This window comes from Synechococcus sp. WH 5701 (assembly GCF_000153045.1).
In the GTDB taxonomy this organism is placed as follows: Bacteria; Cyanobacteriota; Cyanobacteriia; order PCC-6307; family Cyanobiaceae; genus Regnicoccus_A; species Regnicoccus_A antarcticus.
In genome coordinates this window covers 282,208-302,398 of record NZ_CH724160.1, presented here as the reverse complement: position 1 = coordinate 302,398, position 20,191 = coordinate 282,208, and the positions used below count along the sequence as shown (strand labels likewise).

Genomic DNA, 20,191 nt, shown 5'->3' with positions numbered 1-20,191 from the left:
CGGTGCGGGCGAGTGTGGGTCAGGGGGCTGCCAGGTTGCGGAAGCGGGTGAACTGGGGCTCGAACAGCAGCTTCACCGTTCCCACCGGGCCGTTGCGGTGCTTGGTCACGATTACTTCGGTGATGCCGCGATCGGCCGTTTCCGGGTTGTAGTACTCATCTCGATAGATCATCAGCACCAGGTCGGCGTCCTGCTCGATCGAGCCCGATTCGCGCAGGTCGCTGAGCATCGGCCGCTTGTTGGTGCGGCTCTCCACGCCTCGGCTGAGCTGAGAGAGGGCCATCACCGGTACGTTCAGCTCCCGAGCCATGCCCTTGAGGCCCCGCGTGATGCGGGAGAGTTCCTGCACCCGGTTGTCGGGGGTGGAGCCCTCCATCAGCTGCAGGTAATCGATCACGATCAGCCCCAGCTCCTTGCCCTGCTCCGCCATCAGCCGGCGGCAGAGGGAGCGCATCTCCAGCACACCGGCATTGGGCTTGTCGTCGATGAACAGCGGCAGCTGGCCGAGGGTGTTGATGCCCTGCCCCAGCAACGGCCATTCCTCCTGCTGCAGGCGGCCGGTGCGCAGCCGGCCGCTCTCGATGCCCACCTCCATCGACAGCAGCCGGTAGGTGAGCTGCTCCTTGCTCATCTCCAGGGAGAACACGCACACCGGCAGCTGATGAATCTGGGCCACGTTCTTGGCGATGTTGAGCACGATCGAGGTCTTCCCCATCGCCGGCCGGCCGGCCACGATGATCAGGTCACTCCGCTGCAGCCCCTGGGTGATGGCGTCAAGGTCGTAGAAGTTGACTGGGATGCCCGCCACCGAGGTACCGAGGGAGCGGCTCTCGATCTCGTTGAAGGTGCTGGTGAGGATCTCGGCGGTGGGGGTGAGCCCCACGGAGGGTTTTTCCTGGCTGATCGCGAAGATCTGCTGCTCGGCCTCATCGAGCACCTGCTCCATCGGCTTGGCCTGATCGAAGCCGAGCTTGATCACCTCGTTGCCCGAGCGGATCAGCTGGCGCCGCAGGTACTTGTCCATCACCAGGCGGGCCACCTGGTCGATCGAGGCGGTGCTGAGGGTGCGCTCCACCAGCTCCACCAGCCGGTTGCTGCCGCCAACCTTCTCCAGCTGGCCGGTGTCGGCCAGCCAGGCGGCCATGGCCGTGAGGTCGGTGGGTTTGCCCTGGCCGTGCAGCATCAGGGCGGTGCGATAAATCTCGCGGTGGGCGCCCAGGTAGAAGGCTTCAGGGCGAAGCACGTCGGCAATGCGGCCGAGGGCGTCGGGATCGAGCAGGATGCCGCCCAGCACCGCTTCCTCCGCCTCCAGGTTCTGGGGCGGGACCTGATCGGGCAGGGCCTCGAAGCGGGCCTCATCCTGGTCCCGGCCGCGGCGGCGAAAGGCCGGGGTCAGAGCGGCGGCGGCCGTTGCTGATCGGTCGCTCCCCTCTCCAGCGGTGTCCCACTCGGGACCTCCATCAGGGGCTGGCAGGGGAACACTCACCATCGACTGAGGCTAGGTCCGGGCTTGGGAGCACGGGCGATTTGGGTGGCCGCCAAAGAAAACGCCGGCCCGCATGGGACCGGCGCAGACGCTGACCAATCTGAATGGGGCCTGCTCAGTGGCTGACCACTTCCAGGTTGATTTCAGCGGTGACCTCGGGGTGCAGTTTCACCTGCACCTTGTAAGTGCCGGTGCGATGGATCTCGGGAACGGAGATGTCGCGGCGGTCGAGTTCCTTCTTGGTGGCCGCTTCGATCGCTTCGGCCACATCGCCGTTGGTCACGGTGCCGAAAAGCACGTCGTCGCCACCGGTCTGTTTCTTGACGGTGAAGCGGCCGATCGTGGTCAGGGCCGTGCGGAAGGCTTCGGCCTCCTGCTTCAGGGCCGCCTGCCGCTCGGCCTCCTTGGCGCGGCGGTGCTCCACCTGGCGCAGCACGGCGGCCGTGACGGCAACGGCCTTGCTCTGGGGAAGCAGGAAGTTACGGGCGTAACCAGGAGCCACTTCCACCAGGTCACCCTGTTTGCCGAGGCTGTAAACGTCCTCGCTGAGGACGACGGAGACGCGCTTGGCCATGGAAACAGAACGGCGGGAACAAGTAGGGATCGGGCAAGGACCGCCGCTGTGACGGTCCGCATCCTGGAGCGATCAGAGATCCTAGATCACCGCTTGCGTGGCCTTGCCGGCGGCGGAGGGCAGGCGCACCTGGGTGGCCAGGCCCAGGGCCTTCAGCAGGCGGATGTGCTGCCAGGTGAGGTCGAACTGGCGGGCGCCGAAGCCGTGACGGGCCGAATGGGGGAAGGCATGGTGGTTGTTGTGCCAGCCCTCACCGAAGGTGAGCGCAGCAACCCAGGGGTTGTTGCGCGACTCGTCGCCGCTTTCGTGGGACACGCTGCCCCAGCAATGGGTGGCGGAGTTCACCAGCCAGGTGCAGTGGTAGAGCACCACCAGACGCAGGGGGATGCCCCAGAGCACCAGCGCCCAGCCGCCGGCACCGGTGGCGGTGCCGATCCAGAACAGGAGCAGGCCCACAGGGATCTGCAGGAGCAGGAAGTTGGTGTTGAGCCAGCGGTAGTAGGGGTCGCGCTGCAGATCGCCGGTGAGGCGGGGCACCGCGGCCATGGCTGGAATCTCCTCGAACATCCAGCCCATGTGGCTCCACCAGAAACCTTTGTGGCTGTTGTGGTGGTCGGCTTCGGTGTCGGAGAACTTGTGGTGGTGGCGGTGCAGTCCGGCCCAGTCGATCGGACCGTGCTGGCAGCTCAGGGCGCCGCAGGTGGCGAAGAACCGCTCCAGCCACTGGGGCACCCGCAGGGCCCGGTGGGCGAGCAGACGGTGATAGCCGAGGGTGACCCCCAGGCAGCCGGTGATCCAGTAGAGGAGAAGCATGCTGGCGACGGCTGGCACGCTCCAGAACCGGGGCAGCAGGGCCACCACTGCCAGCGCATGGACCACGGCCATGAAACCGAGCGTGGCCCAGCGGGTCCCCTTGGGCGCCGAGGGAGTGGGTTCACCGCGTCGTGGGCGGTGCAGGGCCTCGGCCCGGGAGAGGGAGCGGGCCGACGGGGGGGAGGGTCGCCGAACGGTGGCGGTCATGGGGACTGGTTCCTGATCGGTCTTTTAGAATAGTAGCAGTACGAATCCAGATCAGGTGGGATATCAAGCAGATATCGAATCAGGGCGCGAAGCTTTTTCGTATCTGATCAGGGCCTGGCATGAGCGCAATGGCTGGTCCCACCGGGTGCTGCCGGCCCTGGCCGAAGTGCTCGACCTGGGCCGGATCCACAATTCCCAGGTTTCGATGCTGCGCAACCGCAAACTCGCCTCCCCCGGCCCCGAGGTGTTTCTGGCCCTTGGGCGCATCAACCAGTGGCTGGTCGCCGGTGCCGGTGCCCCCGGCGCTCCCCTGGCCGGCCACCCTGACCTGATCGAGGCCCTGGGCCAGGGGGCCCTGCCCCTGCTCAGCGACGACGGGGTGCCCCTGGGGCCCGGCGACCTGCTGGAGATCTTTGTGGGCCTGGTGCCTCCGCCGCGGGCCTTTGATCTGCGCATTGACGAGGACGAGGCCGCTGGCCTCAGCTTTGCCCTGGCGGAGTTGCTTTGCGCAGGGCGGCCTTGGCGGCTCTGCCGTGACCAGGTGCTGGCGGCCTATCCGGCGGCGAAGGCCCAGCGCCGGGATCGCTTCGCGGCGGTGATGAGTGGCCAGCGCGATTACAGCGCCGTCGAGCTCGATGCCGAGCTGATGGACCTGCACCGCACCCTGGTGGGGCTGGGAGTGGCCGCAGAGCAGGAGATCAGCGCCGACCGCTTCCTGGAGGTGCTGCGCCAAAAAGCCCGCCTGCAGCAGCAGACGGGCCGGGAGGATCTGGCCGAAGCGATCCGTCAGGAGCTGGTGGCCGAGGGCAGCGGCTGACCCACATGGGCCACCCGGATCCGTTTGGCCAGCCCCAGGGCGCGCAGCAGCTTGATGTGCTGCCAGGTGATGTCGAACTCGAACCAGCGCAGGCCATGGCGGGCGCTGGCGGGGTGAGCGTGGTGGTTGTTGTGCCAGCCCTCGCCGAAGGAGAGGACCGCCACCCACCAGCAGTTGCGCGAGAGGTCGGGGCTGTCGAAGTTGCGGTAGCCGAAGGCGTGGGTGGCGCTGTTCACCAGCCAGGTGACGTGGTAGACGATCGCCAGCCGCAGGGGGATTCCCCAGAGCACCAGCCCCAGGCCGCCTCCGGGTACGCCGGCCCGCTCGCCGTACCACCAGAGAGCGGCACCCAGGGGTACCTGCAGCAGCAGGAACCAGCGGTCGAGCCAGCGGTAGAGGGGATCACGCTGGAGATCGCCGGTGAAGCGAGCCATCTGGCGCACCGCCGGAATGTCGTGCAGCATCCAGTCGCTGTGACTCCACCACAGGCCGCGGCCGGCATCGTGGTGGTCGTTGGGCTGGTCGGAATACTTGTGATGGTGGCGGTGCAGCCCCACCCACTCGATCGGGCCGCTCTGGCAGGCCAGGCTGCCCATCAGCACCAGGGTGCGCTCGAGCCATTTCGGCGCCACGAAGCTGCGGTGAGCCAGCAGGCGGTGCAGCCCCAGGGTCACGCCCAGCACCGTGGTCCAGTAGAGGGCCGCCAGCACCACCACCGCCTGCCAGCTCCAGAAGCGCGGCAACAGTGCGAAGACGGCACCCACGTGGATCGCCAGCATGAAGCTGGTGGTGCCGAACTTGTACTTGCGTTGGCTGGGGGGAAGTGGCTGACGGCGTCCGCTCACTGAGGCGCGGACGGCGGCGTCCTGATGCTCGGCGGCGTGGCCCCGCAAGGCCTGACCCGCAGACCCGATCTGGGGCAAGGCGGATGCTGGATCTGAAGCGGCAACCAAATGAACTCTCGCGATGGTGGCGCAGGCTTGAGTCCGTCATCTCCCCTGCGGCGGGCGATCCCGTTGCAGGGAACCCATCAGGCTGAGGTGAGACCCTGACCTGGGATGCCGGCTGATATGTAGCCGATGCATCGCGGTGAAATCTAGCGGCGTGATGGAAGCCCCAAGGCAGCATGGCGCCGTGAGCCGGTTTCAGGCCATGACGACAACGGCAACGAGCGCTGGGCCCCACACCGGCTGGGCCCGGGATCGGGTGGCCGCGGCCGCCGAGCGGATCGCTCCGGTGGCCGCGGCACGCACCGCTGCCGTCCAGCCGGCACTGGCGCGGGTGCTCGACGCCTTTGCGGCCGAGCGGCTCGGCACCCACCACTTCGCCTCCGTCAGTGGCTATGGCCACGGCGATCTGGGCCGGGAGGTGCTCGATCGGGTCTTCGCGCGGGTTCTCGGGGCCGAAGCTGCTGCCGTGCGCCTGCAGTTCGTCAGCGGCACCCACGCCATCGCCGCTGCCCTGTTCGGTGTGTTGCGCCCTGGTGATCGCCTGCTCGCCCTCACCGGCCGCCCCTACGACACCCTTGAAGAGGTGATCGGTCTGCGCGGCCGTGGTCAGGGCTCCCTGGCCGAATTCGGCATTGATTACGACGAGCTGCCGCTCACGGCCGCCGGCGCGGTGGATGAGGACGGCCTGGCTGCGGCCCTGGCGTTGCCCACGCGCATGGTGCTGATTCAGCGCAGCTGCGGCTACAGCTGGCGGCCCTCCCTGAGCCTGGAGTCGATCGCCCGTCTCTGCGAGCGGGTGGAGGCCCTTCAGCCCGGCTGCATCCGCTTCGTCGATAACTGCTATGGCGAATTCGTCGAGCCCCTCGAGCCGCCGGCAGTGGGAGCCGACCTGATCGCCGGCTCGCTGATCAAGAATCTCGGCGGCACCATCGCCCCCACCGGCGGTTACGTGGCCGGCCGCGCCGAGCTGGTGGAGCAGGCCTGCTGCCGGCTCACGGCGCCAGGCATCGGCAGCGAGGGCGGCACCGGTTTCGATCTCTATCGCCTGCTGTTCCAGGGGCTGTTCCTGGCGCCCCAGATGGTGTCGGAAGCCCTGATCGGTGCCGAACTCACCGCCGCGGTGTTCAGTGACCTGGACTACGCCGTTCAACCAAGGGTGGGGGAGCACCGCAGCGACCTGATCCAGGCGGTGCGCTTTGGTGCCCCCGAGCCCCTGATCCAGGTGTGCCGGGCCTTCCAGTCGTGCTCGCCGGTGGGGAGCTATCTCGATCCGGTGCCGGCATCGATGCCCGGTTACGCCAGCGAGCTGGTGATGGCTGGCGGCAGCTTCATCGACGGCAGCACCAGCGAGTTCTCGGCTGACGGCCCCCTGCGCGAGCCCTACGTGCTCTTCAGTCAGGGCGGCACCCACCGCAGCCACGTGGCCCTGGCGCTGGAGCGGGCTCTGGCGGCCCTCGGTCCCGGAGGATGCTCCTGAGCACGGCGGCCCCCCGGGAGCCACACTGGACCCAACCGTCTTTCGGTCCGCGATGGCCCTCCAGGTCCCCGACGACTGCCGCTACGCCGACAGCCATGAATATGTGCGCCCGGAGGGGGAGCTGGTGCGGGTGGGGGTGAGTGCCTTCGCCGTCGACCAGCTCGGCGACATCGTCTTTGTGGAACTGCCCGAAACCGGCACTCATCTGGAGCGCGGCAGCAGTTTCGGCACGGTGGAATCGGTCAAGGCCGTCGAGGAGATGTACGCCCCGATCAGCGGCACTGTGGAGCTGCGCAACGAGGCGGTGCTCTCCAGCCCCGAGGAACTGCAGAACGATCCCTATGGGGAGGGGTGGTTGCTGCTGCTGCGCCCCAGCGATCCCGCCCAGCTCGACGACCTGCTGGAGCCCGCCAGCTACCGAGCCAAGCTGGAGGGCTCGTGAGCGCTGGCTTGCCAGGGTGAAGTCCCTAGGATCCAGCCTTAAGCCGGACCGGTGGCGTGAGCGTCGAGAGCAGCAGCGACAGCGCCGTGGCCGGCGCCCCCCGGGAATTCTCCCCTTTTCTGCAACGCCATCTGGGCCCATCCGCCGCTGAGCAGGCCCGGATGCTGGAGCGCCTGGGTTGCGCTGATCTGGAGGGCTTCGTGGCTGAAGTCGTTCCCGCTGACATCCTGATTCCAGCCAGCGCCGCCGAGCAGGATCTGCCCGAGGGCGTGGGGGAAGCCGAGGCCTTGGCGGAACTGCGCCGGATCTCTTCCCTCAACCAGGTGCGTCGCAGCCTGATCGGCCTGGGGTACTACGGCACCGCCACCCCGGCCCTGATCCAGCGCCATGTGCTGGAGAACCCCTCTTGGTACACCGCCTACACCCCCTACCAGGCGGAGATCGCCCAGGGACGGCTGGAAGCCCTGCTCAATTTCCAGACCCTGATCAGCGAGCTCACGGCCCTGCCGATCGCCAACGCCTCGCTGCTGGATGAGGCCACCGCGGCGGCCGAGGCGATGTCGCTCAGTGCAGGCGCCTGCCGCCGGAGCGAGGCCCGCCGTTTCCTTGTGGATGAGCAGGTGTTTCCCCAGACCCTGGAGGTGCTGCGCACCCGGGCCGAGCCCCTGGGGATCCTGATCGAGACCTTCGATCCAGCCACGGCTTCTGCAGCCAGCAGCAGCGCGGCCAAGGCCGCTTCTGGTGATCAGTTCTTCGGCTCCGATGTCTTCGGGGTGCTGCTGCAACTGCCTGGCAGCCGTGGCCGCCTGCTCGATCCCAGCGCGGTGATCGCGGCGGCCCACCAGGTTGGCGCCATGGTCACCGTGGCGATCGATCCCCTGGCCCAGGTGTTGTTGGCCCCTGTGGGCGCCCTCGGCGCCGACATCGCCATCGGCAGCAGCCAGCGCTTCGGGGTGCCCCTGGGCTTCGGTGGACCCCACGCCGCCTTCTTCGCCACCACCGAGGCCCACAAGCGTCAGATCCCTGGCCGCCTGGTGGGTCGCTCGCTCGATGCCGAAGGCCGCCCGGCCCTGCGCCTGGCCCTGCAGACCCGCGAGCAGCACATCCGCCGCGACAAGGCCACCAGCAACATCTGCACCGCCCAGGTGCTGCTGGCGGTGATGGCCGGTTTTTATGCCGTGCACCACGGGCCTGAGGGGCTCAGCGCCATTGCCCGGCAGGTTTTGCGCCTGCGCGCTGCCCTGGCCCTGGGGCTCACCCGCCTCGGCTTCCAGCTCGAGCCCGGCCCCTCTTTCGGCACCCTCAGCGTGCTCACGGCCGAGGCCGCCCCGCTGTTGGAGCGGGCGGAGGTGGCCGGCTTCAACCTCCGGCCGCTCATGGCTCCAGGCGGGCCGCTGGAGGGGGTGGCCCTCAGCCTCGATGAGCGCAGCGATGCCGCCGAGCTCGACCAGTTGCTGGCGCTGTTCGCCGCGGGCGCCGCTTGCGCCGATGTGCCCTCAACCGCCGCCCTGCTGGCCGAGTTGGCTGATGATCAGGAGCTGCTGGCGGGGTTGCCCCTGCGCGAGGGCCCCTGGTTGCGGCAGGAGGCCTTCCAGCGCTACCGCAGCGAATCTGAGCTGCTGCGTTACATCCAGCGCCTGGCTTCCCGCGATCTCTCCCTGGTGCACGGGATGATCCCGCTGGGGAGCTGCACGATGAAGCTCAACGCCGCCGCCGAGCTGGCTCCGGTGAGCTGGAGTGAGTTCGCCGACCTGCATCCCATGGCGCCGCCCTCCCAGGCCCGGGGGTATGCCCGTCTGATCGCTGATCTGGAGAGCTGGCTGGCGGCGATCACCGGTTTCGCCGGTGTGTCGCTGCAGCCCAATGCCGGCTCCCAGGGGGAATACGCCGGCCTGCTGGTGATCCGCGCCTGGCACCGCAGCCGTGGCGACGGTCACCGCGACATCTGCCTGATCCCCACCAGCGCCCATGGCACCAACCCGGCCAGCGCGGTGATGGCGGGTCTGCGGGTGGTGCCCGTGGCCTGTGACGCCAAGGGCAACATCGACCTGGAGGATCTGGAGGCCAAGGCCCAGACCCACGCCGCCTCCCTGGCGGGGGTGATGGTCACCTACCCCTCCACCCACGGGGTGTTCGAGCCCGGCATCCGCCGACTCTGCGACGTGATCCATCGCCATCGAGGTCAGGTGTATCTCGACGGGGCCAACCTCAACGCCCAGGTGGGCCTGGCCAAGCCGGGCCTCTACGGCGCCGATGTGTGCCACCTCAACCTGCACAAGACCTTCTGCATCCCTCACGGGGGCGGCGGTCCCGGGGTGGGGCCCATCGGGGTGGCCGCTCATCTGGTGCCGTTCCTGCCCGGTCAGGTCCAGGGCATCGGCGCGGTGGCGGCTGCTCGCTGGGGCAGCGCCGGCATCTTGCCGATCAGCTGGATGTACATCCGCATGATGGGTGGCGCCGGCCTGCGCAGGGCGAGCGCCGTGGCCCTGTTAGCGGCGAATGTGATCGCCGAGCGCCTGGAGCCCCATTACCCCGTGCTCTTCCGCGGACCGGGCGGGCGGGTGGCCCATGAGTGCATCCTCGATCTGCGTCCGCTCAAGCGCAGCGCCGGCCTGGAGGTGGATGATCTGGCCAAGCGCCTGATGGACTATGGCTTCCATGCCCCCACCGTGAGCTGGCCCGTGGCCGGCACCGTGATGGTGGAGCCCACGGAGAGCGAATCGCTCGCGGAGATCGATCGCTTCTGCGAGGCCCTGATCGCGATCCGAGCCGAAGCTGCGGCGATCGAGGCCGGCCAGGTGGACCCCCTCGACAACCCGCTCAAGCGTGCGCCCCACACCCTGGCGGCCGTCACCGCTGATGACTGGGGCCGTCCCTACAGCCGGCAGCAGGCTGCTTTCCCCGCCGGGGAGGGCCAGTACGCCACCAAGTTCTGGCCGGCGGTGGCCCGCATCGACAACGCCTACGGCGACAGGAATCTGGTCTGCACTTGCCCATCGGTGGAGGAGCTGGCGGCGGTGTCCCTGGGGTCGGTCCCGGAAGGGGTAGCCACGGCACCAGCCCTGGCTGGCCATGGGCGTTAAGATCCCGCCAAGTTGATCAATCCACAGGTTTTCTTTTGAATCCAGGGGTTGCTTCTTTTCAATGATCTGTGAGAAATGCGGCCGGTAGTTCCGGTTCCGCTGTCCCTTTCGATCCGCCCATAGGCCACGCCGACCCATCCATGAACGGCAACAACGACGACACTTCCGGTCCTGCGGCCATTCGTCGCCTGGTGAGGGCTGATGCCCAGGCGGCCAGCCAGCCGGGTTCGCCGTCCAAGCCGGGTCCGTCCCTGCCGGCCGTGTCCACCGCCCTCGTCCATTCCCATGACAGGGGAGAGATCTTCCGCGAAGAGGGCACCAATGTGTTGCGGGTTCCTTTCGGGGTGCGTCAGGCCAAGCGCCATCGCAGCGAGCGCCCGGAGCGCTGGGCCACCGTGGTGCTGACGTTCCAGGCTGCCGGCGGCCCCACCCCCACGCCGCCGCAGGCGGCCTGAGCCCCTCAGGGGGCTCTGCTCAGGCAGCCAGGGTGAGGCGCCAGTCGACCAGGGCCTTCACGTCCGCCAGAGAGCTGGCAGGGGTGCGGAAAGGCAGCACCGGCATCGGGCTGCGCTCAGGCCGCACCAGCCAGGTGAGATCGGCCTGGGGCATCAGCACGAAGCCGCGGTAGCGAACGATCCAGCGCTTGGGTTCCAGGTCGGGGACCACGCGCAGGGCAGGGGCGTAGGGATCGTGGGTCGCCATGACCAGGCGCGCGATGGAACGTCGGAATCCATTGCAGGGGCAGGGCTGATCAGGCGCAGCATCACAGGCTGCCTTTCCGAAAAACGGTCATGATTCGTCATGAATTGCCGGTGGAACGGTGGAGCCTTCAGAAACGGGAGCCCGGTTGCTTCAGAAACGCCAGTTCCTCGGTGCTGGAGCTGCGCCCAAGGACTTCGTTGCGGTGGGGGAAGCGCCCGAAACGGGCGATCACATCCCGGTGGCGGCCGGCAAACGCTGTGGTTTCGGCATCACAGAAGCGCTCGAACAGCTTGAGCCCCTGCTCCTGGATCGCCAGGTCCTCGCTGTGCATCAGGGGCATCAGCCAGAACTGGCGCCGCTCGCGCTGGGGTTCGGCTTCGATCCAGCCCATGGCGAGGGCCCGCAGGCTCAGCTCCAGGGCCGCGGCATCCCCGGCGAAAGCCTCGGGCGTCCCGCGCCAGAGCTGTCTCGGCAGCTGGTCGAGCAGCAGCACCAGCGCCAGCGCTGAGTCGGGATCGTCTGCCCACGGTCGCAGCTCCCCGGCCAGGGCCCGCTCGCAGAGCACCCCGAAGCGCTCGCGCACCTGCTGATCGAAGTCGGGATCCTTGCGGAACCACTGGACCGGCTGGCACTCCTCGAACCAGAAGTGCAGCAGATCGCGGGCGGCAGGATCGCTCATGCCAGCTCGAACAGCAACAGATCGGTGCCGGCAGCCCTGGCGGTGAGCTTCCCTGATCCCACGGCCAGGAAGCCGAGGCCATCACCGGCCCCCAGGGGCTGGCTCCCATCCGGACCGCTCAGATCCACGGCACCATCGATCAGCTGCAGCCAGGCCTGGCGCCCCGCCGCCAGAGGAAGCTCCAGGCTGACGCCTTCGCCGGGCTGGGCCCGCCACAGCCGCACCGGCCGATGGATCGCCATGGCGCCCTGAGTCTGCTGGGGATCAAGCAGCAGGGTCCAGTCGTCGCCGAAGCTGAAGGCTTCTGCTCATAGGCCGGCTTGATGCCGCGGCTGCTGGGCTCGATCCAGATCTGCAGCAGCCGGCAGGGGCTGCCCGATTCATTGATCTCGCTGTGGACCACCCCGGTGCCGGCGCTCATGCGCTGCACCTCCCCCACCCTCAGCACGGCGCCATGGCCCATCGAATCGCGGTGGCTGAGCTCCCCCTCCACCATCACCGTGATGATCTCCATGTCGCTGTGGGGATGCATCCCGAAACCACGGCCCGGGGCGATGGTGTCCTCGTTGATCACCCGCAGGGGGCCGTAGCCCATCCAGGCAGGGTCGTAGTGGTGGCCGAAGCTGAAGGTGTGCCAGCTCTCCAGCCAGTCGAGCCGGCCATGGAAGCGCTCGGCCGCCGGGCGCAGCAGGGTTTCGGTGCGTGGGGTGGTGGTCATGGCAGGGCGGGGTAGTCGGTGTACCCCGCGGGGCCCGGGGTGTAGAAGGTGGCGGGGTCGGGGCTGTTGAGCGGGGCCCCACACCGCAGGCGCTCGGGCAGATCGGGGTTGGCCAGGAAGGCCGTGCCGAAGGCCACCGCGTCGATGGCGCCGGCGGCGATGGCTGTTGTGGCCTCGCTGCCGTCGTACCCCATGTTGGCGATCAGGGTGCCGTTGAAGTGTTCACGCACCGGCGTGAGCACATCCCCATGCTGCTGGCCGAGGAGATCGCCGCGCATCACATGGAGATACTCCAGACCGCAGCTATTGAGCCGCTCCGCCAGCCAGCGGGTGAGGCCGACCGGATCGGAATCGACCATGGCGTTGTAGCTGTTGAGCGGCGAGATCCGCAGTCCCACCAGCTCCGCTTCCTGGCGCACCGCCTCGATCACCTCGAGCACCAGGCGGGCCCGGTTCTCGATCGGACCGCCATAGGGGCCAGCGCGGCGGTTGCTCCCGTCGCGCAGGAATTCATCGAGCAGATAGCCGTTGGCGCCATGCACCTCCACACCGTCGAAACCGGCAGCGATGGCGTTGCGGGCAGCCTGGCGGAACCCGGCCACGATGGCGGGCAGCTCAGCGTCGGCCAGCTCCCGCGGCACCACGTAGGGCTTCTTGCCCTCTGGGGTGTGGATCTCATCGCCGCTGATGGCGATCGGGCTGGGGGCCACCGGCTGCCGGCCGCCGTTGAGGAGCGGGTGGCAGGCCCGTCCCCCGTGCCAGAGCTGCAGCACGATGCGGCCTCCCGCCGCGTGAACCGCGTCGGTGGTGAGCGTCCAGCCGTCGACCTGGGCCTTGGAATGGATGCCCGGCTCACGGATGAACGACGACTCCCCCTCCATCACCATCGTGGCCTCGGCGATGATCAGCCCAGCCGAAGCCCGCTGGGCGTAGTACTCCGCCATCAGCGGGCCGGGCACATGGCCCACCTCGGCCCGTGAACGGGTGAGGGGCGCCATCAGTACCCGGTTGGGCAGCTCCAGGGGGCCGAGCCGCAGGGGAGTGAACAGGTCGGCCATCGTGGGAACGTGAGGGTGTCAGAGATGAGTGCGGCGCTCGGGGGCAGCCGGCGATCGAGTCAGGACAGGGATCAGGCCGCCAGCAGCTGAGGCTCGCGGTAGGGCTCGAAGCTGGCCTTGCGGACCCCGCAGATCGGGCATTCCCAGTCGTCGGGGATGGCCTCGAAGGGGGTGCCGGCGGCGATGCCGGAGTCGGGATCGCCGATGGCGGGGTCGTAGATCATCGAGCAGGCCTTGCAGATCCAGAGGCCGGGCAGCGGCTCGCTGGCTGCACCAGCGGTGCCCTCACCGGAGAGGGCCTTCAGGGCGATGCCGTAGCGGTCGGCATGGTGGTGCTCGATGGGGGTGAGGAAGCCGAAGTTGCTGGCGGCCTTGCGGAAGACTCCGGCATGGTCTTCCGATTCGGCGATCTGCTCGTTGAATTCGGCTTCGGCCGAGGCATCGCGTTCGGAGCGGGCAGCGGCGGCGAACTCCGGATACATGGTGGTGTACTCGTAGGTTTCGCCTTCGATCGCCAGCTCCAGGCAGCGGGCGAGCACCGCCTGCTTCTGCTCGTCGCTGAGGGAAGCGGGATCAGCCACCACCAGCTCGGGATGGAGCAGGCGGAAATGGGCGAAGGCGTGCTCGGTCTCCTGGTTGGCGGTGTCGCGGAAGAGGCGGGCCAGCTCGGCGTTGCCCAGCTTCTTGGCCACATCGGCGAAGAAGAGGTATTTGCGGTTGGCCATGCTCTCGCCGCCGAAGGCGGCTTCGAGGTTGGCGCTGGTGACGGGGTTGGAGAGATCCATGGACACAGAGGAGCGGGTTGGCCGGTCTCCCCAGACCCTAGCACTAAGTCGGACTGAGTATGAGTTAGCGGGATCAGTAGTTGGCCCCGCTGCGCCGCTTGTGCACCGCCGTGGTGCCGGAGGGATCCAGCAGGGCGCCGTGGCTCACTTCGGCGTAGATCAGCCAGTGATCCCCGCACTCCATCCGCTGGCTCACCCGGGCCTCCAGCCAGGCCAGGGCCTCCGGCAACACAGGCTGGCCCCCTGGGCTGCTCTCCAGCTCCAGCCCCGCGAAGCGGTCGGCGCCGGGGGGAAAGGGCTGCAGGAACTGCTTCATCGGCCCGCTTTCCCGCCCGGCGGCCAGCACGTTGAGGGCGAACGCATCGCCCACATGCAGCAGGGCCTCAACGGCGCGGTCCCTGGCCACCGCCACCGTGAAGCCCGGCGGGCTGAAGCTGGCCTGGCTGACCCAGCTGGCCACCATTGCTCCCGCCAGGGCGTTCTCTCCCTCCCCCTTGCGCGTGGTGAGCACGCAGAGGGAGCCCACCACGCGCCCAAGCGCCAGCACCGCCGGGTTGCTGCGGCTTTCGCTCAGGCCACCGGCGGCCACCCGCTTCTGGCGCTTCTGGCGCTGTTGAAGCTCTCGCCCCAGGGCCGTGCCGGTTTCCTCCAGCCGTTTGAGGGTGGCACCATCGGGGCTGAACTTCACCCGGATCGGCTCGAAGGCGAAGCGGAAGCCCCCGTCGCGCAGCTTGCTCTCGAGCAAATCGATGGCCTCGCCACTCCAGCCGAAGCTGCCAAACACGCCCACCGGCTTCTCGCGGTCGCCCTCCGCCAGCAGGGTGCCCAGGGCCGAGACGATCGGCGTCGGGGCATGGCCCCCGAGGGTGGGGGAGCCGATCATCAGCGCGTCGCAGCCGCGGATCGTCTGCAGGAGCTGCTCGGGGGGCGCGAATTCGCAGTTCAGGCTCTCGACCCGGACCCCTGTGCGTGCCACCCCCTGGGCCAGGGCGTCGGCGATGGCGGCGGTGTTGCCGTAGGCGCTGGCATAGAGCAGGGCCACCGAGAGCTGGGCCTTCTCCTGGCTTTCGCCCCAGCGGCGGTAATCGGCCAGCAGACTGCGCCAGCTTTCGCTGATCGCCGGCCCGTGGCCCGGCGCGATCGTTCGGATCGGCAGCTCATCGAGGCGGTCGACCACCGTTTCCACCTGGCGGGCCATCGGCGCCATCAGGCAGTCGTAGAAGTAGCGGCGATCCTCCTCCGTGCTGTCGCGGTTGGCCTCGGCCCAGCTCTCGCTGCAGAGGTGGGCGGCGAAGAACTTGCCGCTCATCAGCAGGCCGGTGCGCTCCTCGAAGGCCACCAGGGCACTGGGCCAGCGGGGGGTGGGGGTGGGGATCAGGGTGAGCCGGTAGCCGTTCGCCAGCTCCCGGCTCACTTCCTGTTTGATCACATCGATCGGCGGCAGCGGCGGCAGCGGGGGCTCGGCCTCCGCATCGGCGACAGCAGGAGAGGTGGGCTTGCGCTGGCTCCAGAGCTCCTCAAGCAGCCGGGCGCCGGCGTTGGAGGCCACCAGCATCAGGGCCGGCCAGCGCAGCGCCAGCTCCCGCAGCAGCGTCACCCGGTTGGGGTTGAGGTGACCGACCACAACCTTCAGGGCCGCGTCGCTGGGCACCAGCTCACTGAGCTGCTCCAGGAACGGCTCCGAAAACGAGGCCCCCGGCGGATGCACCAGCACCGGGGGGATCGGGGCGCCACCTGTGCTGCTGCCGGCCTCGAACAGAAACGCATTGGCGGTGGTGCCCCGCTCCAGGCCGTATTCCACCTCGAAGCGCAGACGCTTGGGGCTGAGGCCCCGCAGGCAGATCAGTCCCGGCTCGATCGGCAGCAGGATGACGCGGCGGTCACGGGTCATGGGTGAGGGCGGGTGAGGGGACGGCTGGTATCGAGGGAGGGTTCGAGCAGGGCGAGGAAGCGGACCTGCAGGGCAAGGACGGCCACGCTGGAGAGATGGTCCGTGTCCCTCAGCAAGGAGGACAGCGAGGCGTTGTCGCACTCGCCCGGACAGAGGATCGGGATGGGATCGACAAAGCGGATGCGCGGCGAGAGCCTGGATTTGAGAACGGCATTCATGGCACGGGCATGGCCGAGTTGTCGCACCACCTGCCGCTCACAGTTCCTCACCGCCTGCAGGCTGAACCATTCCTGAAAGCAGAGGTCGTAATCGGGATTGCGTGGGGTGGCACCGAGCAACACGGTCTGCAGGCCCCGATCTGAGGCTTTGGCGGCGAAGGCCTCGAGGGCCTCGAGATACTGGGAGGCCTTGGCCGGACCACGGTTGAGGGGCACACCTCTGGAGTCCACAAAGCTGTCGCGGGTGTCCTTGAGCTTGGAGCGATCTCCCAGATAGCTCAGCCAGTAGCCCACCACCACCACCACATCCCCGGCCCGGGCTTGGCCGAGAAGATAGGTTTGCGACAGCTGCAGGAAACGGTTGCAGTCGGGGTTGGTGGTGCCAAAGCGGGTGGCCGGGAATGGGCATCCGGGCCTGCCGAAGAGCGTGATCCCATAGAGGCCTGTGGCGAAGAGCCGGTCGGCCAGGGGCGATAAGGCCATGGCATGGCTGTCACCCACCACAAAGATGTGACGGGCCGCCGGCTGCGGTGGCTGGCCAGCGGCCGCAGCAGGGGGGAGGCCCGTGCAGCTTTCGGCATAGGCCGCAAAGGAGGCGGCACTGGCCAGCACGGTCGCGTCCTTGCTGTCGGAGGCACAATTCGGTGGATTGATCTCCGTGCCCCTCACCTGCAGGGGGCCGCCGTCGCGGATGCCATCCACCAGGGTGCGATCGCCCAGATAGGCCCTGCCGCTCAAGGGGCTGCTCAGGGCCCAGAGAGGAAGGGCGGTGAGCACGGCGCCGAGCAGGCCGAGGCCGAGGGTGATGCGCTGATCGATCGACCAGCGGGCCTTGCGCAGAGGGGTTTCGATGTAGCGCAGGGTGAGTGTGGCGAGCAGCAGGATCAGGGCGATCTGGATCGGAATCGTCCACCACTGAATGCCGATCGTTCTGCGGCTGATGGCCAGCACACTCCAGTGCCAGAGGTAGAGCGAATACGACAGCACGCCGAGCCGCACCAGCCAGGGCGTGGCCAGCCAGAGCTGAGGGCGACTGCCTGGTCGCACCGTGGCGATCAGCAGCGCCGTGAGCAGCACAACAGAGATCGTTGCCACCACTTGAAACTCCCGAGGCAGCAGCGCCACCGGCAGCAGCAGGCCCAGGGCCGGCATGGGCGACAGCCGTTCAAAGAACCTCGTCCCTCTCCTGGAGCCCAGGAGCAGAACCAGCAGACCGCCGGCCCCCAGCTCCCAGAAGCGGGTCGGCATCAGGAAGTAGGCCGCGGAGGGATCCCGCTCGCTCAGGGCGATGAAGGCCAGCAGCGACGCCCCGCTGAGCGTGGCGATGACCCAGATGAGCGACCTGGAGCTGCGCCGGCCAGCGAAGAGGGAGCCGCAGAGCAGGATCACCACCGGAAACAGCAGGTAGAACTGCTCCTCCACCCCCAGCGACCAGGTGTGGGTAAAGGCGTTGAGCTCGGTGGATCGGGCGAAGTAATCCGTCGCCTGGCTCTGCAGATAAATGTTGGACACGCCGAACAGTGCCGTGATCCCGGTGGTCAGGGAGACGGCTGAATGGCGATCGAACAGCGCGATGAACAGGCTGGTCACGGCGACGCAGACCAGCAGGGCCGGCAGCAGGCGCTTGATGCGGCGGCTGTAGAACTCCAGCAGAAAGCCGCTCGGCCGCGGCTGTGCCTGTGCCCGTGTCAACGACGCGGTGATGAAGAAGCCGGAGATGACAAAAAAGATGTCGACGCCGAGGTAGCCGCTGGGCAGGAGCCTCTGATCGAAGTGATTGATGATCACCGCGACCACCGCCAGCGCCCTCAGCCCATCGATCTCCGGCCGGTAGGTGCTGGAGCCGGCGGCGCTGTTGGCCATGGAGTGGGTGAGGAGCGGCTGCAGATTTGGCTCAGTAATGGTTGCCCACCTTGCGGTGGTGCACGGCGGTGGTGGCTTCACTGTCGGCCACGGTGCCCTCCTCCACCTCGGCGTAGATGATCCAGTGGTCGGGGCCCTCCATGCGCTGGACCACCCGGCAACCCAGGAAGGCCAGGGCATCGCCCAGCACCGGACCGCCCGCGGACACCCCATCAAGGGTGGAGACACCGGAGAAGCGATCGGCCCCGGGCGGGAAGCGCTTGAGGAAGTGCCGCAGCAGCTCCTGGTGGTTGTCCTCGCGCAGGACGTTGAGCACGAAGCGGTCGCCCACCTGCATCAGGGCCTCGATGGCCCGGTCCTTGGCCACGGCGATCGAGAGGCCCGGCGGATCGAAGCTGGCCTGGCTCACCCAGCTGGCCACCATGGCGCTGCTGCGCTCCCCCTGGCGGGCGGTGACGATGTAAAGCCCGCCGCTGAGGCGCCCGAGGGCCTTGTCGAGGTCGCCATCGAGCGACTTCATCGCGGCGATCGTGCGGGCACGGGTGAGCAGCTGGCCCAGGTCAGTGCCGGCCTCTTCGCAGCGCTGGTAGTCGTTGCCGTCGGGCACCTGGCGAATGCGCAGCGGCTCGAAGGCCTCTTTCTGTCCCACGCTGCGCAGCTGGGCGGCGACGCTGTCGATCGGCTGGTCGTTGCCGCCGTAGGCGTCGTAGACCGCCACCCATTGCTTGGGTTTGAGGGCCGCCAGCAGGGTGCCGATCGACTGCTGCAGCTCCGGATCGGCCTTGGCCGGCCATGTGGGCACCACCACGGCGCTGGCCTCGCCCACCAGGGCCGCCAGTTCCTGGGCGTCGGTGGCGCGCAGATCCACCAGCTGCACCTGGGCCTCGGCCTTGCCGATGCCGCGGGCGATGGCCTGGCTGAGCCGGTCACAGAAGCCGTACTGGCTGACGTAGCAGACCGCGGCGTAGGTTTCGCCGGCGCTGCGCTGGCTGCTCCAGTCGCGGTAGTCGCCGGTCCAGAGGCCGAGGTGATCGCGCAGCAGCGGGCCATGGCCGGTGGCGATCATCCGGATCGGCGGCAGGGCATCCATGCGCTTGAGGGCTTGCAGCACGCTGCGGGCGTTGGGGCCCATCAGGCAGTCGTAATAGAAGCGGAAGTCGGGGGCAATGGCGCCGGGATCGACATCGAAGATGTCGTCGCCGCAGTAATGCAGACCGAAGGCATCGCAGGTGAAGAGGATGCCCGTGCCGTGATCGAAAGAGAAGATCGTGTCGGGCCAGTGCAGGTTGGGGGCGCTCAGAAACTCGAAACGGTGCTGCACGCCGCTGCTGGGATTGACGCCCAGATCGAGTTCCTCACCGCTCTTCACCGCCCGGCTGCGGAAGGGCCTGTGCACCTGATCGGCGAGAAATTGGATCGCCACTTTCGAGGCCACGATCTCGATCTCGGGATTGCGCTCCAGCAGGTGGCCGATCAGGCCGGAGTGGTCGGGCTCGGTGTGGGACACGATCAGGTGATCGATGGCCAGCGGATCGATCTGCTCCTCCAGCAGGGGCAGCCAGGTGTCGGCGAATTTGAGGTGACTGGTGTCGATCAGGGCGGTGCGCTCCCCCCGCACCAAAAAGGAGTTGTAGGTGGTGCCGTTGCGCAGACCGAACTCGATGTCGAAGCGGCTGCGCTCCCAGTCGAGGGAGCGGATGGTGGTGGTATCGGCTCCGATCTCTGCGGATTGGAGGGAGAGGCGGGGTGGTGCAGCGGTGGCGACGGTCATCGACGGCGTCTGCGAGGGCGTCGACTCTAGAAACGCCTTCGGGATTTCCTTGTCTCCGGAGACGCCCGGGCGGGGCCAGGCCGATTCGGGCTTCTGATGGCAGCCATAGGCGCGGCTTGGTCCAGCGGGGGACCACAAGGCCGGCAGCGGCTGGCAGGGGCAAGTGTTGCGACTTTGCCTTCCATGCGTCGATCACTCTGCCGTCAGATAATCCAAGCTTATCTGTGGGATTTGCAACTCTTTGCTTAACAAGGCACCCAGTGCCACGGGGATCGAATTAACGTCTCCCGAACTTATTTATTCGCCAGCCATGTCACACCTCTGAGAGCTCTTGAATTCTCAGGGAATTCGGCCCTCTAGCCCCAGTCCAGTCGCGAATTGCCTTGGCCCTCTGCCCAGTTTCCAGCGCCTGGCATGACCATCAATCACCTCCCCTCCCATTTCAGCCAGGAACCCATGACCCTTGACTGAACAGGCACCGCCAAAGGGACGGCTCGTCTGAACTTTCCCGGCACAGTTCAGAATCAAGGGTGAGGCCAGGCCCACCCGCCTGAGACCTAACATGCCCCCCGACCACCAAGGTTGACAGCCTCACGACGGCTGACTGCCTCCGACGTTTCGCAGTCCTGGGCTCCTCCCGGGCATCTAAATCACGGC

16 protein-coding genes and 1 pseudogene are annotated in these 20,191 nt (G+C 67.9%); 5 read left to right on the top strand and 12 right to left on the bottom strand.

All coding sequences use genetic code 11. The features are described from left to right. Positions 1 to 19: 19 nt before the first annotated feature. The 3 genes from dnaB to WH5701_RS11560 form a co-directional block, all read right to left on the bottom strand. Positions 20 to 1,489 (bottom strand): replicative DNA helicase, encoded by a 1,470-nt coding sequence (dnaB, locus tag WH5701_RS11570; protein WP_006172572.1) that lies wholly within the window; start codon positions 1,487 to 1,489, stop codon positions 20 to 22. Between the two features lie 112 nt (positions 1,490 to 1,601). Further along, the gene (rplI, locus tag WH5701_RS11565) at positions 1,602 to 2,060 is read right to left on the bottom strand and encodes a 50S ribosomal protein L9 (protein WP_006172571.1); all 459 of its coding nucleotides are present in this window, start codon (positions 2,058 to 2,060) and stop codon (positions 1,602 to 1,604) included. A gap of 81 nt (positions 2,061 to 2,141) precedes the next feature. Next, positions 2,142 to 3,080, bottom strand: a complete 939-nt coding sequence (locus WH5701_RS11560; protein WP_006172570.1) for a fatty acid desaturase — start codon at positions 3,078 to 3,080, stop codon at positions 2,142 to 2,144. Positions 3,081 to 3,135: 55 nt separating this feature from the next. Here WH5701_RS11560 and WH5701_RS11555 point away from each other — a divergent pair, with 55 nt between their 5' ends. Beyond that, positions 3,136 to 3,897, top strand: coding sequence for a hypothetical protein (locus WH5701_RS11555; protein ID WP_006172569.1), 762 nt, complete (start codon positions 3,136 to 3,138; stop codon positions 3,895 to 3,897). Here WH5701_RS11555 and WH5701_RS11550 read toward each other — a convergent pair. Continuing rightward, positions 3,867 to 4,790 (bottom strand): fatty acid desaturase, encoded by a 924-nt coding sequence (locus WH5701_RS11550; protein ID WP_037981309.1) that lies wholly within the window; start codon positions 4,788 to 4,790, stop codon positions 3,867 to 3,869. The two genes, WH5701_RS11555 and WH5701_RS11550, sit on opposite strands and share 31 nt — an antisense overlap. Before the next feature lie 259 nt (positions 4,791 to 5,049). Between WH5701_RS11550 and WH5701_RS11545 the strand changes: the two genes are divergently transcribed. The 4 genes from WH5701_RS11545 to WH5701_RS18440 all read left to right on the top strand — a co-directional run bounded on the left by WH5701_RS11545 (position 5,050) and on the right by WH5701_RS18440 (position 10,304). Further along, positions 5,050 to 6,324, top strand: coding sequence for a methionine gamma-lyase family protein (locus WH5701_RS11545; protein WP_037981033.1), 1,275 nt, complete (start codon positions 5,050 to 5,052; stop codon positions 6,322 to 6,324). A 52-nt stretch (positions 6,325 to 6,376) separates the two neighbouring features. After that, entirely contained in the window at positions 6,377 to 6,766 is a 390-nt protein-coding gene (gcvH, locus tag WH5701_RS11540; RefSeq protein ID WP_006172566.1) for a glycine cleavage system protein GcvH, read from the top strand. 161 nt (positions 6,767 to 6,927) lie between these two features. Continuing rightward, positions 6,928 to 9,849, top strand: coding sequence for an aminomethyl-transferring glycine dehydrogenase (gene gcvP, locus WH5701_RS11535; protein ID WP_232201967.1), 2,922 nt, complete (start codon positions 6,928 to 6,930; stop codon positions 9,847 to 9,849). 140 nt (positions 9,850 to 9,989) lie between these two features. Beyond that, positions 9,990 to 10,304: a hypothetical protein gene (locus WH5701_RS18440; protein WP_006172564.1), complete on the top strand. Its 315-nt coding sequence runs from the start codon at positions 9,990 to 9,992 to the stop codon at positions 10,302 to 10,304. Positions 10,305 to 10,323: 19 nt separating this feature from the next. On the opposite strand, the gene WH5701_RS11525 is transcribed toward WH5701_RS18440, so the two are convergent. The 8 genes and pseudogenes from WH5701_RS11525 to WH5701_RS11490 all read right to left on the bottom strand — a co-directional run bounded on the left by WH5701_RS11525 (position 10,324) and on the right by WH5701_RS11490 (position 19,534). Continuing rightward, positions 10,324 to 10,551 carry a hypothetical protein gene (locus WH5701_RS11525; RefSeq protein WP_006172563.1) on the bottom strand — a complete coding sequence of 76 codons (228 nt, stop codon included), beginning with the start codon at positions 10,549 to 10,551 and terminating at the stop codon, positions 10,324 to 10,326. A gap of 127 nt (positions 10,552 to 10,678) precedes the next feature. Continuing rightward, positions 10,679 to 11,230 (bottom strand): DUF924 family protein, encoded by a 552-nt coding sequence (locus WH5701_RS11520; RefSeq protein WP_006172562.1) that lies wholly within the window; start codon positions 11,228 to 11,230, stop codon positions 10,679 to 10,681. Further along, a pseudogene (locus WH5701_RS11515) lies at positions 11,227 to 11,948 on the bottom strand (pirin family protein). Before WH5701_RS11515 ends, WH5701_RS11520 begins: the two are co-directional and overlap by 4 nt. Next, the gene (locus WH5701_RS11510) at positions 11,945 to 13,006 is read right to left on the bottom strand and encodes an alkene reductase (protein ID WP_006172559.1); all 1,062 of its coding nucleotides are present in this window, start codon (positions 13,004 to 13,006) and stop codon (positions 11,945 to 11,947) included. Before WH5701_RS11510 ends, WH5701_RS11515 begins: the two are co-directional and overlap by 4 nt. 71 nt (positions 13,007 to 13,077) lie before the next feature. After that, on the bottom strand, positions 13,078 to 13,791 hold the full coding sequence (locus tag WH5701_RS18695) for a rubrerythrin family protein (protein ID WP_006172558.1): 714 nt from the start codon (positions 13,789 to 13,791) through the stop codon (positions 13,078 to 13,080). A gap of 73 nt (positions 13,792 to 13,864) precedes the next feature. Next, positions 13,865 to 15,682, bottom strand: coding sequence for a diflavin flavoprotein (locus WH5701_RS11500; protein WP_006172557.1), 1,818 nt, complete (start codon positions 15,680 to 15,682; stop codon positions 13,865 to 13,867). Beyond that, positions 15,679 to 17,763 carry an acyltransferase family protein gene (locus WH5701_RS15785; RefSeq protein WP_006172556.1) on the bottom strand — a complete coding sequence of 695 codons (2,085 nt, stop codon included), beginning with the start codon at positions 17,761 to 17,763 and terminating at the stop codon, positions 15,679 to 15,681. The genes WH5701_RS11500 and WH5701_RS15785 overlap by 4 nt, the downstream gene beginning before the upstream one ends. 31 nt (positions 17,764 to 17,794) lie before the next feature. Further along, positions 17,795 to 19,534, bottom strand: coding sequence for a diflavin flavoprotein (locus tag WH5701_RS11490; RefSeq protein ID WP_006172555.1), 1,740 nt, complete (start codon positions 19,532 to 19,534; stop codon positions 17,795 to 17,797). Positions 19,535 to 20,191 lie beyond the last annotated feature (657 nt).